The organism is Actinomadura barringtoniae, from assembly GCF_017573505.1.
GTDB classification, from domain to species: Bacteria; Actinomycetota; Actinomycetes; order Streptosporangiales; family Streptosporangiaceae; genus Spirillospora; species Spirillospora barringtoniae.
The window spans coordinates 53,983-66,772 of the sequence record NZ_JAGEOJ010000022.1 but is presented as its reverse complement, the minus strand read 5'-3'; the positions used below and the strand labels follow the sequence as shown (position 1 = coordinate 66,772).

General features: G+C 70.9%; 13 protein-coding genes. 12 read left to right on the top strand and 1 reads right to left on the bottom strand.

From position 1 onward, the window contains the following. Positions 1-30: 30 nt before the first annotated feature. The 12 genes from J4573_RS41960 to J4573_RS41905 all read left to right on the top strand — a co-directional run bounded on the left by J4573_RS41960 (position 31) and on the right by J4573_RS41905 (position 12,283). The gene (locus J4573_RS41960; RefSeq protein ID WP_208261737.1) at positions 31-1,287 is read left to right on the top strand and encodes an FAD-dependent monooxygenase; all 1,257 of its coding nucleotides are present in this window, start codon (positions 31-33) and stop codon (positions 1,285-1,287) included. A 49-nt stretch (positions 1,288-1,336) separates the two neighbouring features. Further along, complete coding sequence (locus J4573_RS41955) at positions 1,337-2,737, top strand: MFS transporter (RefSeq protein ID WP_208261736.1); 1,401 nt, start codon at positions 1,337-1,339, stop codon at positions 2,735-2,737. Further along, positions 2,737-3,513, top strand: coding sequence for an FAD binding domain-containing protein (locus J4573_RS41950; protein WP_208261735.1), 777 nt, complete (start codon positions 2,737-2,739; stop codon positions 3,511-3,513). The genes J4573_RS41955 and J4573_RS41950 overlap by 1 nt, the downstream gene beginning before the upstream one ends. Further along, a complete protein-coding gene (locus J4573_RS41945; protein WP_307797339.1) occupies positions 3,510-5,867 on the top strand; it encodes a xanthine dehydrogenase family protein molybdopterin-binding subunit in 2,358 nt (785 codons plus the stop codon). Before J4573_RS41950 ends, J4573_RS41945 begins: the two co-directional genes overlap by 4 nt. Continuing rightward, positions 5,864-6,367 carry a (2Fe-2S)-binding protein gene (locus J4573_RS41940; protein ID WP_208261734.1) on the top strand — a complete coding sequence of 168 codons (504 nt, stop codon included), beginning with the start codon at positions 5,864-5,866 and terminating at the stop codon, positions 6,365-6,367. The genes J4573_RS41945 and J4573_RS41940 overlap by 4 nt, the downstream gene beginning before the upstream one ends. Then, complete coding sequence (locus J4573_RS41935; RefSeq protein ID WP_208261733.1) at positions 6,364-7,029, top strand: SRPBCC family protein; 666 nt, start codon at positions 6,364-6,366, stop codon at positions 7,027-7,029. Before J4573_RS41940 ends, J4573_RS41935 begins: the two co-directional genes overlap by 4 nt. Then, positions 7,019-7,636, top strand: a complete 618-nt coding sequence (locus tag J4573_RS41930) for an isochorismatase family protein (RefSeq protein WP_208261732.1) — start codon at positions 7,019-7,021, stop codon at positions 7,634-7,636. Before J4573_RS41935 ends, J4573_RS41930 begins: the two co-directional genes overlap by 11 nt. Continuing rightward, complete coding sequence (locus tag J4573_RS41925) at positions 7,618-8,463, top strand: alpha/beta fold hydrolase (RefSeq protein ID WP_208261731.1); 846 nt, start codon at positions 7,618-7,620, stop codon at positions 8,461-8,463. Before J4573_RS41930 ends, J4573_RS41925 begins: the two co-directional genes overlap by 19 nt. A gap of 121 nt (positions 8,464-8,584) precedes the next feature. Next, the gene (locus J4573_RS41920) at positions 8,585-10,321 is read left to right on the top strand and encodes an outer membrane protein assembly factor BamB family protein (RefSeq protein ID WP_208261730.1); all 1,737 of its coding nucleotides are present in this window, start codon (positions 8,585-8,587) and stop codon (positions 10,319-10,321) included. A gap of 225 nt (positions 10,322-10,546) precedes the next feature. Beyond that, positions 10,547-11,308, top strand: coding sequence for a class I SAM-dependent methyltransferase (locus tag J4573_RS41915; protein ID WP_208261729.1), 762 nt, complete (start codon positions 10,547-10,549; stop codon positions 11,306-11,308). 76 nt (positions 11,309-11,384) lie between these two features. Then, positions 11,385-11,975 carry a TetR/AcrR family transcriptional regulator gene (locus J4573_RS41910; RefSeq protein WP_208261728.1) on the top strand — a complete coding sequence of 197 codons (591 nt, stop codon included), beginning with the start codon at positions 11,385-11,387 and terminating at the stop codon, positions 11,973-11,975. Positions 11,976-11,989: 14 nt separating this feature from the next. After that, positions 11,990-12,283 (top strand): hypothetical protein, encoded by a 294-nt coding sequence (locus J4573_RS41905; protein ID WP_208261727.1) that lies wholly within the window; start codon positions 11,990-11,992, stop codon positions 12,281-12,283. Between the two features lie 3 nt (positions 12,284-12,286). On the opposite strand, the gene J4573_RS41900 is transcribed toward J4573_RS41905, so the two are convergent. Continuing rightward, complete coding sequence (locus J4573_RS41900) at positions 12,287-12,727, bottom strand: winged helix-turn-helix transcriptional regulator (RefSeq protein WP_243774447.1); 441 nt, start codon at positions 12,725-12,727, stop codon at positions 12,287-12,289. Positions 12,728-12,790: the final 63 nt, after the last annotated feature.

The window sequence follows — 12,790 nt, the reverse complement described above, 5'->3', positions numbered from 1 at the left end:
ACGGACGATCTCATTCGGAGGAGCTGAGCCTTGTCCTACACCGTCACGATCGTGGGCGGCGGCCTCGGTGGCCTGACCGCGGCCCTGGCGCTGCGGCAGCGGGGTCTGCGCGCCACCGTCCTGGAGCAGGCGGCCCAGCTCGGCGAGGTCGGCGCGGGGATCCAGACCGCGCCGAACGCCAGCCGGGTGCTGCTCGGCCTCGGCCTGCGCCGCGAGCTGGAGGCCATCCGCACCGAGCCGCTCGACCAGGTGCGGCGGCGGTGGCAGGACGGCAGCGTCATCGGCCTCACCCCGCTCGGCGAGTTCTGCAAGCGCGAGTACAACGCCCCGTACTGGCACTACCACCGGGCCGACCTGCACAAGGTCCTGCTCGACGCGTGCCTGGACCCCGAGGGGGCCGGTCCGGTCGTGCAGGTGCACACCGGCGCCAAGGTCGTCGAGATCGACCAGTCCGACCCGGCCCGCCCGGTCGCCGTCACGGCGGCGGGCGAACGGCACGAGTCCGACGTCCTGATCGGCGCGGACGGCATCCGTTCCGGGGTACGGGACGCCCTCGGCATGCCGGACACGCTGCTGTTCTCCGGCGAGATGGCCTACCGCGTGCTGATCCCCGGCGACAAGATCGCCGCCGACCCGGCGACCCGCTGGCTGGTGGACCGGTTCCAGAGCACCATCTGGTACGGCCCCGACCGGCACCTGGTGCACTACATGATCCGCGGCGGCGAGTACCTCAACGTCGTCGCGATCGTTCCGTCCAGCCCGGAGTGCGAGCGCGACTGGACCGCGCCCGCCACCGTGGACGAGCTCGTCGACGCCTATCCCGGCTGGGACGACCGGGTGGCCTCGATGCTGGAGAAGGCCGAGGGCGAGATCTCCGCCTGGGCGATGTACCACCGCCGCCGCGATCCGGTGTGGGTGGACGGCCGCGCGGCCCTGCTCGGCGACGCCTGCCACGCCATGCTGCCCTACCAGGCACAGGGCGCCTCGCAGGCCATGGAGGACGCCGCCGTGCTCGCCGAGGAACTCGGCGCCGTCACGGCCGCGGACGTTCCCGCCGCGCTCGCGCGCTACGTCGCGCGCCGCGCCAAGCACGCCGGCATGGTCCAGGACGCGGCCTGGAACAACATGTCCTTCTACCACCTGCCCGACGGCCCCGAGCAGCGCGAGCGCGACGAGAAGCTCAAGCGGTTCGGCGGCGAGTCCGACGTCTCCTACGAGTGGCTCTGGCGGGGAACGCCGCTGAACGACCCCGACCAGGAGACCTTCTCCTACCAGTTCCACGGCTGATCGCGGCCGATCCAGTTCGACCGGGGGCCGACCAGGCGGGAGAGCCTGCATGAAAACCGGAAACCAAGTCGTCGCGGACCTGCCCTGGAAGTGGGGCGTCCAAGGAAAGATCTTCATCATCGGTGGCCTCGGCTACATGTTCGACGCGTGGGATGTCGCCCTCAACGGGTTCCTCACGCCGCTGCTGGCCAAGGAGTTCTCGCTCTCGGTGGGCGAGAAGGGCCTGGTCGCGACCGCCAACCTGATCGGCATGGCGGTCGGCGCCGTCGTCTGGGGCACGATCGCCGACCGGCTCGGACGCCGCAGGGCCTTCAGCCTGACGCTGCTGGTGTTCGCGCTGTTCTCGGTCCTCGGCGCGCTGTCGCCGAACTACGAGGTGTTCCTGGCGTTCCGCTTCCTGGCGGGCTTCGGCCTCGGCGGCTGCATCCCCGTCGACTACGCGCTGGTGGGGGAGTTCTCGCCGAGCCGGCTGCGCGGCAAGATCCTGTCGGCGATGGACGTGTGGTGGCCGGTCGGCGCCACGCTCTGCGGCGTGGTCGCGACCCTGCTGGAACCGGCCGACGGCAACTGGCGCTGGATGCTCACCGTCATGATCCTGCCCGCGCTGCTGCTGTTCTGGGTCCGGCGCGGCATCCCCGAGTCGCCGATCTACCTCGCCAAGACCGGCCGTGAGGAGGAGGCGCGCGCGGTCATCGACGACCTGGTCGCCCGTACGGGAGCACCGGCCGAGCCGTACACGATCGCACCGCCGCCGAAGGCGACGGCCGGACGGGCTCGCGGCCTGCGCGCCGCCTACGAGCAGCTGCGCCTGGTGTGGAGCTTCAACCCGCGCATCACCTCGGTCGCCTGGCTGCTGTTCGTCGCCGTGATGACGGTCTACTACGTGGCGCTCACCTGGATGCCCACGATCCTCAAGGACGAGGGCTACAGCGACGTCGCCGCGTTCGCCAAGACGACCCTGATGACCGCGGTCGGCATCGTCGGCGTGCTGCTGTCGGCCTGGCTCGTCGAGGTCGTCGGCCGCAAGTGGGTCATCGGGATCTCGGCACCGATCTCGGCCGCCGCGCTCATCGCCTTCGCCGCCTCGCTGCACGTCCAGACCGCCGCGCTGGTGTGGCTCGGGATCTTCGGCTTCCTGATCCAGCTCGCCGTCCCGGTGCTGTACGCGTACGTGTCCGAGCTCTACCCGACCAAGATCCGGGCCAGCGGCTTCGGCTGGGCGTCGTCGGTCAGCCGCGCGGTCACCGGGTTCATCCCCTACATCTTCGGCAGCCTGCTGAAGCCCGCGCTGGGCCTCACCTGGACGTTCACCCTGCTCACGGGCGTCACGATCGCCGTGGTGCTGTGGATGGCCGTGGGCGCTCCCGAGACCAAGGGCCGCGAGCTGGACGAGGCGGAGGCCGACGTCGAGTCGGGCGCCGACGAACCGCTACCCGTGGGGGCCACCTGATGAAGTCCGCGGCATTCACCTATCACCGCGCCCGCGACGTGGCGGGCGCGGTGCGGCTGGCGTCGGAACTGGAGGACGCCAAGTTCATCGCGGGCGGTCAGAGCCTGGTCGCCATGATGAACTTCCGGCTCGCCCGGCCCGCGCACCTGGTCGACCTGGGGCCGCTCCGCCCGGAACTCTCGTTCATCCGCCGCGAGGGCGAGGGCCTGCGCATCGGCGCGCTCACCACGCACCACGAAGTCGAGTCGGCGTCGGTCGGGGGCTTTCAGTTCCTGACGAACGCGATGCCCTGGATCGGGCACCTGCCGATCCGTACCCGCGGCACGATCGGCGGCAGCCTCGCGCACGGCGACGCGACCGCCGAGTGGTGCATGCTCGCCCTGCTCCTGGACGCCGAGATCGTCGCCGAGGGACCGGGCGGGCGCCGGACGATCCCGGCGGCGGAGCTGTTCCTCGGCTTCTTCACCACCGCGCTCGAACCCGACGAGATGATCGTCGAGATCTTCTTCCCGCACCCGGCGCCGCGCGCCGCGCTGACCGAGTTCGCCGAACGGCGCGGCGACTTCGCCATCGTCGCGGCGGCCGTCGACCTCGACGCCGGGGCGCTGGTGCTCGGCGGTGTCGCGCCCGCCCCCGTACGGCTCCCGCTGACCGGCGGCACGTTCGCCGAGCACGCGGAGGCCGCGGTCGCCGCCGTCCCGCCCGAGGACCGGCATCGCCAGGCGCTCACCCGAACCCTGGTTCTGCGAGCCTGTGAGGAGGCTGCTGCCCAGTGAAGCCGTTGGTAGGAAGCTCGGTCGCGCGGCGGGAGGACACCCGGCTCCTCACCGGACGCGGCCGGTTCGTGGACGACATCCACCTGCCGAGGATGCTGCACGCACAGTTCGTGCGGAGCACGGTCGCGCACGGCGAGGTGGAGTCGGTCGACCTGTCCGCCACGCGCGAGGTGCCGGGCGTCGTCGCGGCGTTCACGGCCGCCGAACTGGAGGCCGGCGACATCGAGGCGGTGCTGGACCGGCCGCTGTCGCAGTTCGTGCCGACCGCCATGCCGGTGCTCGCGCGGGACCGCGTGCGGTACGTGGGGGAGCCGATCGCGATCGTCCTCGCCGAGGATCCCTACGCGGTCGAGGACGGCGTGGAGGCCGCCAAGGTCGGCTATCGCGCGCTGCGGCCCGTGCTGTCGGACCGGCAGGCGCTGGCGGAAGGCGCGCCGCTCGTTCATGACGCGGCGGTGGCGAACACCCTCGTCGACGTCTCGATGTTCGCCACCGAGGGCATCGACGAGGTGATCGACGCGGCGCCCTGCGTGGTGAACGTGCGGATGAAGACCGGCCGCCAGAACGCGCTGCCGCTGGAGACCAGGGGAGCGGTCGCGCAGTGGGACGCGCGCGAGGAACAGCTGCTCGTCCAGACGTGCACGCAGACCCCGCACCAGGTCCGCACCGTCATGGCCGCCTGCCTCGGCCTCCGGGAGGCGGCCGTACGGGTCGTCGTGCCCGACATGGGCGGCGGCTTCGGCCAGAAGTGCGTGGTCGGCCGCGAGGAGATCGCCGCCGGGGCCGCCGCGCTGCGGCTGCGCCGCCCGGTCAAGTGGATCGAGGACCGCCGCGACGCCCTCACCGCCTCGTTCCTGGCCCGCGAGCAGCGCTACGACGTGCGCGCGGCGTTCGACGGCGACGGCCGCATCCTGGCGCTGGACGCCGACGTCGTCTGCGACATGGGCGCCTACTCCTGCTACCCGTTCACGGCCGGGATCGAGCCGCTGATGGCCTCCGCCGAGATGCCCGGCGTCTACCGCGTCCCCTCGTACCGCGTGCGGGGCCGGGCCGTCACCACCAACAAGGCGCCGACCGCGCCCTACCGTGGCGTCAGCCGGCCGCAGATCGTCATGGTGATGGAACGGCTCTTCGAACGCGCCGCCCGTGAGCTGGACGTCGACCCGGTCGAGATCCGCCGCCGCAACCTGATCACCGAGTTCCCCTACACCGGGATCAACGACGTCACCTACGACCCCGGCTCCTATCTGGAGTCGCTCGACCTGTGCGAGAAGGTGCTGAAGGACGAGGGCTGGTACGAGCGGCGTTCGCGCGAGTGTGCGCAGGGGCGTTTCATCGGGATCGGCTACTCGTGCTTCAGCGAACGCACCGGCTACGGCTCCGCCGCGTTCGCCAAGCGCAAGATGGCCGTCGTCCCCGGCTTCGACATGGCCGAGTGCCGCATGGACCTCAGCGGCTGCGTCACCGTGACCACCGGCACGATGAGCCACGGCCAGAGCCACGAGACCACCCTCGCCCAGATCGTCGCCGACCGGCTCGGCCTCGACCTCGCCCAGGTCAAGATCCACCAGGGCGACACCGACCGCGTCACCTACGGCTTCGGAACGTTCGCCAGCCGCTCGGCCACCATCGGCGGCAGCGCCGTCGCCCGCGCCGCGACCGCACTGGCGGACCGCCTCCTGGACCTGGCCGCGCACCTGCTGGAGACCAACCGCGACAACGTCGAGCTCGGCCGGGGCCGGATCCGCCTGCGCGACGACCACTCGCGGGCCCTGACGTTCGAGGAGCTGGCCGACGTCGCCTACCTGAAGGCGCACCTGCTGCCCAAGGAGGCCGAGCCCGGCCTCACCGCGGCCGCCACCTTCGACGTGCAGGGCGATGGAACGTTCTCCAACGCCGCGCACGGCGTCGTGGTCGAGCTCGACCCCGGCACCGGCGGCGTGAAGATCCTCCGCTACGTCTGCGTCGAGGACTGCGGCGTCGCGATCAACCCCAAGGTCGTCGAGGGCCAGGCGCGCGGCGGCATCGCGCAGGGCATCGCGGGGGCGCTGTTCGAGGAGGTCACCTACGACGAGCAGGGCGAGCCGTCCTGCGCCAGCTTCATCGACTACAAGGTGCCGACCGCCAACGAGATCCCCGACATCTCCGTCCACCACCTCGAGACGCCCTGCGCGTTCACCGAGAGCGGTGCCAAGGGGGCGGGCGAGGGCGGCACGATCGGCGCCCCGGCCGCCGTGCTGAACGCCGTGAACGACGCCCTCCGGCCCACCGGGATCGAACTGGACGACACCCCGATCCGCCCGGAGATCCTGCACCGGGCCCTGGAGTCGATGGAGACGTTGGAGAACGCATGACCGAGAAGCTCCTGATCAACCTGACCGTGAACGGCGAGGACCACGACCTGGTCATCGAGTCCCGCCACACCCTCGTCGACGTCCTGCGGCACCAGATCGGCCTGACCGGCACGCACGTCGGCTGCGAGCACGGCATCTGCGGCGCCTGCACGGTCCTGCTCGACGGCGCCCCCGTACGCGCCTGCCTGGTCTTCGCCGCGCAGGCCGAGGGGCGCGACATCCGCACCGTCGAGTCGCTGGCGGGCGATGGCGAGATGAACGACCTGCAGCGCGCGTTCTCGGGCCACCACGGCCTGCAGTGCGGCTTCTGCACGCCCGGCTTCCTGATGCTCGCCGAGGGCTTCCTCGCCGAACACCCGAACCCCTCCCGAGAAGAGATCCGCGAGGTCGTCTCGTCCAACCTGTGCCGCTGCACCGGCTACCAGACGATCGTCGACGCGATCGAAGACTGCGCCGGCCAACGCGCCTGCGCCGCCGAACGAGAAGGGAGGACCGCGTGATCCTCGACAACGAGATCACCCTGAACGCCGCGCCCGACGAGGTGTTCACGCTCATCAACGACGTCGAACGCGTCGTCACGTGCCTGCCTGGCGCCGCCCTCACCGGCCGCGACGGCGAAGCCTACACCGGCGGCGTCAAGGTGAAGGTCGGCCCGATCAGCGCCGCCTACACCGGCACGGTCCGCTTTCTGGAGGTGGATTCCGAACGCCGCCACCTGCGCCTGGCCGGCCGCGGCGCCGACGCGCACGGCAACGGAGACGCCGAGGCCGAGGTGACCCTCACGGTCGAGGCGGCGCCGGAGGGCTCGGTCCTGCGCCTGAAGACGGACCTGCTCATCCGGGGGAAGCTGGTCCAGTTCGGCAAGGGCGCGATCGTCGCCGTCTCCGACCGTCTCCTGCGGCAGTTCGCCAAGAACCTCGGCGCATTGATCGAGTCGGACCGTTCCGGCGCTCCTGCTCCGGCCGCCTCTGGTTCCGCGGCTCAGCAGGTCGCCCCGGCGCAGTCCGCCGAGCTGGACGGGCTGTCGATGCTGCTGCCGCCGAACGCCGCCAAGTACGCCCCGGTCGCCGCCGCGTTCGCCGCCGGCCTGTTCCAGGGGTGGCTGCTGGGCAAGCTGCGCGCCCAGAGCCGCCAGATGAAGGAGCTCCGCCGTGATCGATGACGTCTACGAACGCGCCGGCTTCGGCGGAACGATCCGTCGCGGCGAACGCCCCGCGATCGTCGTGGTGGACCTCACCAACGGCTTCACCGATCCCGCCTACCCATCGGGCGCCGATCTCTCGGACGTCGTCGCGTCCACCGCCGAGCTCATCGAGAGCGCCCGGGCTGCGTCGGTCCCGGTCATCTTCACCACGATCGCCTACACCCCGGCCGAGCTGACGACGGTCACCTGGCTGGACAAGGCCACCGGCATGCGGGCGATGCGCGAGGGCACGCCCGCCGTGGAGATCGACCCGCGCCTGCCGCGCGGCCCCGAGGACGTCCTCATCACCAAGAAGGGCGCCTCGGCGTTCTTCGGAACGACCCTGGCCGCCAGCCTCTCGGCGATGCGCCGCGACATGGTCATCATCTGCGGCGCCACCACCAGCGGCTGCGTCCGCGCGACCGCCGTGGACGCCGTCCAGTCCGGCTTCCCGGTCCTGGTGCCCCGCGAGTGCGTGGGCGACCGCGCCGCCGAGCCGCACGAGGCCAACCTCTTCGACATCCAGGCCAAGTACGGCGACGTCATCGATCTCAAAGAGGCCATCCAATGCCTGACCGCGTCCTGACCCAGCCCGCGCTGGCCGACCTGGCCGCCGTCCCCGCCACGAGCCGCTGGGTCGCCTCGGGCGATGTACGCCTGCACGTGCTCGACTACGGGGGCGAGGGCGTTCCCCTCCTGATCCTGCCGGGCATCACCAGCCCCGCGATCGCCATGGACTTCGTGGCCCGCGAGCTGACGGACCTGGCCCGCCCGATCATCCTCGACGTCCGTGGGCGGGGCCTGTCCGACGACGGCGCCTCGTACAGCCTCGACGCCTACGCGGCCGACACCGAGGCCGTCATCGCCGGCCTGGACCTGAAGGACCCGATCCTCCTGGGCCACTCGATGGGCGCTCGCATCGCCGCAGTCACCGCCGCAGTCACTCCCGCCGCCCGAAGCTCGCTCCGCACGATCCTGGTGGACCCGCCCATGAGCGGCCCGGGGCGCGGCCCGTACCCCACCACCCTCGCCGCCTTCCAGGGCCAGCTGGCGCAGGCGCAACTCGGAACCACCGCCGACGAGGTCGCGCAGTCCTGGCCGCGCTGGCCCCGCCGCGAACAGGAGCTCCGCGCCCGGTGGCTGACCAGCTGCGGCGCCGAGGCCATCGCGGCCACGCATCGCGGCTTCGAGACCGAGGACTTCTTCGGCACGTGGCCGAAGGTTCCGGCTCCCACGACCCTCATCTACGGCGCCGACAGCCCCGTGGTGACCTCGGAAGGTGCCGCCGAGGCCGCCGCCGCCAACCCGGCCGCCCGCCTGGTCGAGGTCCCCGACGCAGGTCACATGGTCTTCTGGGACAACCCGAAGGCCGCTCTGGACGCCGTCCGCGCAGAACTGACCGCCCTGAAATAGGCCGGACGTCCCGGCCGCCGCCGGGCCCGCCTCCATGAGCGCTCCAGCGATCCTGGATTCACGCCCACGAGCATCTCCTCAAGTAAGGCTTACCTACTTTCTTGAGAGGAGCTCGCGGAACATGAATCGGTTCGCGTTCCGGGCGCCGAGACGTCGGCTCCGGCCGGTGATAGCGCTGTTCTCGCTGGTCGTGCTGGCGGTGGTCGCCGCGTTCGCGTCGTCGGCCGCCGGTGCCTCGGCCGGCGCCGCCGCAGGTGCCGCCGTGCCGGGGAACGGCGCCTCCGTTCCGCGGGAGCAGGGCGTTCCGCCGGGGGCCCGGCCGGGTGACTGGGCGGAATGGCAGCACACCTCGCAGGGCGGGCGGTACCAGCCGTTCGAGAACAAGATCACGCCGGCCACCGTCAAGAACCTCAAGCTGAAGTGGTCGTTCGTCTTCCCGAACTACACCGGGATGGTGTGGAGCCAGCCGTCGGTGGTCGGCGACACCATGTACGTGGGCGGCCCCGACTCCAAGCTCTACGCGCTGAACGCGCGCACCGGCGCCACCAAGTGGACCTTCGACCTGCGGCCCGTCGCCGGGCCGGTCGAGCCCACCGGCGACCAGTTCAAGCAGAACCCCGTCAAGAACAGCCCCGCCGTCGTCGGCGACACCGTCTACTTCGGCGACAACCGCGCCAACGTCTACGCCGTGAACCGCTACACGGGGCGGATGCGCTGGACGACCAAGATCGACACCCACCCCAACGCGATCCTGTCCGGGTCGCCGACCTATTTCGACGGCCGGATCTTCATCGGGGTGTCCAGCACCGAGTACGCCATCGCGGCCGACGACCGTTACCCCTGCTGCACGTTCAGCGGCAAGATGGTCGCGCTCAACACCCACACCGGGAAGATCGACTGGACCTACCGCACGATGCCGCCGTCCCGCCAGGACGGCACCTGGCCGGGCACCACCACGCCCCGCTACGTGTCCGCGGGCGGCTCGGTGTGGTCGACGCCGGTCATCGACGCCCGCACCCGCACCATCTATTTCGGCGCGGGCAACAACTACAGCGGCAACGAGGGGCACTCGGACTCGGCCATCGCGCTGAGCCTCGACTCCGGCAAGGAGCGCTGGACCTATCAGCTGACCCACCCGGACGCCTGGACGGTGCGGTGCGTGACCGGCCAGCCCCCGGGCGGCTCCTGCCCGGGCCTGGGCGACGACGTCGCCGACGAGCTCGACTACGACGTCGGCAGCCCGCTGATGTTCCAGATCCACGGCCGTCCCGTCGTCGGGTTCACCCAGAAGTCCGGTGTCTACCACGTGTTCGACGCCCGCACCGGAAAGATCGTCTGGCAGACGCAGCTGTCGGTCGGCGCGCCGAACCAGCCGTGGCGCGGCATCGAGTGGGGCGCCAGCTACGACGGCCACCAGCTCTACATCGCCACCTGGCGCGCCTACCCCGGCACGCTGCACGCACTCGACCCCGACACCGGCGCCATCAACTGGAAGACCCCGCTGCCCGCCGACGCCTGCAAGACCGGCGGCGCCGCCCACCCCATCCAGATCACCCCGCCCAACGACCCTCCGGTCTGCAGCGCGGGCAACGTCGCCGCCGTCTCCTCCAGCCCGGGCCTGGTCTACGAGGGCGCCGAGGACGGCAAGATGCGGATCTACTCCGCCAAGACCGGCGAGAACCTGTGGACCTACGACTCGGCCCACATGTTCACCGGCGTCAACGGCCTCAGCGGCCCCGGCGGCTCCATCTCCGGCAACGGCGGCGCCGTGATCTCCCACGGCATGGTCTACGTCGAATCCGGCTACCAGCTCAGCCACGGGCTCCCCGGCCACGTCCTGCTCGCCTTCGGGCTCTAAGGGCGAACGGCTGAATCCCACCCGGACCGTTCAGCCCCCGTATCGGTCCGGTGGAACGGGCCCTGTCACGCGGCTTCCTCATGGCCGCGCGACAGGGCCCTTCTCCATGCCCGGCGGTCTGAGCGCTCCGCGGTGACTTGCGGCGTGACGTGGTTGGCGAATATCGTCCCGATATATCGAGCTGATATATCGGGACGATATAGCCCAAGTCAGGTGGGAGCCGCGATGAGTCGGGTCGACTACGACAGCGAGCAGTACCGGGACTACGCGCGCGGCCGCGCGCTGACCGAGGAGCAACTGCGGACGTGGCTCGGCGCGTTCGCGGCGGTGCTGCCCGAGCGGCGGCCGCTGGTGGGGCTGGACGTCGGGTCGGGGACGGGCAGGTTCTCGCCCGCGTTGGCACGAACGTTCGGTCCTGTCATCGGCGTCGAGCCGTCGGTGCGCATGCGCGAGGTGGCGCAGGAGCAGGCCGTTCACGACGATGTGCGGTATCTGGCGGGTGCTGCCGAGGACATGCCGGTGCCGGCGGCCGGCGCCGACTACGTCCTGATGTTCCTGTCCTGGCACCACGTTCAGGACAAGCCGCAGGCGGTCCGGGAACTGGCCAGGGTGCTCAAGCCCGGCGGCCGTTTGGTGCTGCGCGCGAACTTCAGCGACCACCATCCGAGGCCGTGGTGGATGGAGCATTTCCCGGGCGGCTACGAGGCGGACGCTCCCTTGTTCCAGCCGCTGCACGAGGTCATCGAGATGTTCACCTCGGCCGGCTGGCGCGTCGTGCGCTTCGACGTGGTCACCGAGCCGTCCTCCGGCACTCGCGCCGGCGTGCTCGAACAACTGCGGCTGCGCACACTCTCGTTCTTCTCGCGGATCACACCGGACGAGGCGGAGGTCGGCTTCCGCCGTCTGGAGCAGGTCGTCGCCGCGGATCCCGACTCACCGGCGCCCGCGCTCTCCGAGACGCTGCTCACGCTCGAACGGGGACTTTGAACGAAACGATTGCGTACACTTCCGCCGCGCCAGTAGTGTACGAAACGGTTTCGTTTCGATGTGGGCAGGTGTGGCGATGGCGGTTCCGCGAGGGCGCGGCGAAGTGCGCGAGGAAGCGATCCTGCTGGCCACGCTCGAGCTGCTGGCCGAGGTCGGCTACGACCGGATGACGATGGACGCGGTCGCCGCGCGGGCGCACGCGAGCAAGGCCACGATCTACCGGAGATGGCCGGGCAAGCCCGAACTCGTCGTCGCGGCGGTGCGGCGGTACGCCGCCAGCCCGGCCGCGCCGCCGGACGAAAGCGGTGACCTGCGGCAGGACCTGCTGGCCGTGCTGCTGTCCATGCGGGCCGGCCTCACCGGCCAGGACGCGGCCCTCATTCTCGGGCTCATGATCGCGATGCGCCACGACGCCGAACTGGCCGCCGTGGTGCGGGAGCAGGTCGTCGCGGACAAGGGCGAGGCGTTCGGCGCCGTCATCGCCCGGGCCGTCGCCCGTGGCGAGCTGCCGGAGACCGTTGATACGGCGCTGTTCGTCGAGATCAGCTCCGCGATGTTGTTCTCGCGGCTCTTCCTGACCGGTCAGCCCCTCGACGACGCGTTCATCGACCATCTCATCGACGACGTTCTGCTTCCCCTGCTCGATCACCAAGCCAGGCTGCGGTAGAAGGAGCCCCCCGGATGTGGCAGACGATCACGCTCAGCTTCCTCGGCGGGGTGATGGGCGGCAACGCCTTCCCGCACTTCGTGCACGGCATCACCCGCAAGCGGTATCCGAACGTCACCGGCAACGGCCCCATCCCGAATCTCATCGGCGGCTGGGTCGGGCTCGTCGTGGCAGCCCTGCTCATCTACTGGGCGCACGGCGACCGGCACCCGGCAGCGGCCTTCGGTTTCGCCGCCCTCGGCGTCCTGCTGATCGGCCTCTTCCACGCAGGTCCGGGTGCCTTCGGGCGGGCGGAGACGCCGAAGTAGCGCTCAGGGGAGGTGCTGGACCGAGGTCGTGTCGCTGGTCAGCGGCGACCCGTTGGCCGCGGCGGGCTGCAGGGGCGGCACGGGCTTCCCCTTCTCATCGACCAGCAGCGAGTGCGGCTCGTCCGGCTCGAAGGCGTGGCGTTCGCCCCACTGGCGCAGGGTCACGATCACCGGGAAGAGGTCCTTGCCCGTATCGGTGAGCTTGTAGAGCCTGCGTCTGCCTGACGGCGCTTCGACCTGCGTGAGCACGCCGTGGGCGACGAGCTTGCGGAGCCGCTCGGTGAGGATGTTGCGTGCGATGCCGGTGCGCTGCTGGAAGTCGGTGAACGAACGGGCGCCGTCCATGGCGTCGCGGACGATGAGCAGGCTCCAGCGGTCGCCGACCAGATCGACCGTGCGGGCGACCGGGCAGCTCGGGTCGGTCCACGCGGGGCTCTCGGTCATCGCCGCTCCCATCGGTTGCGTAATGAAACCATTCTGGCCTAGTCTCCGATCAGTTGCAAATCG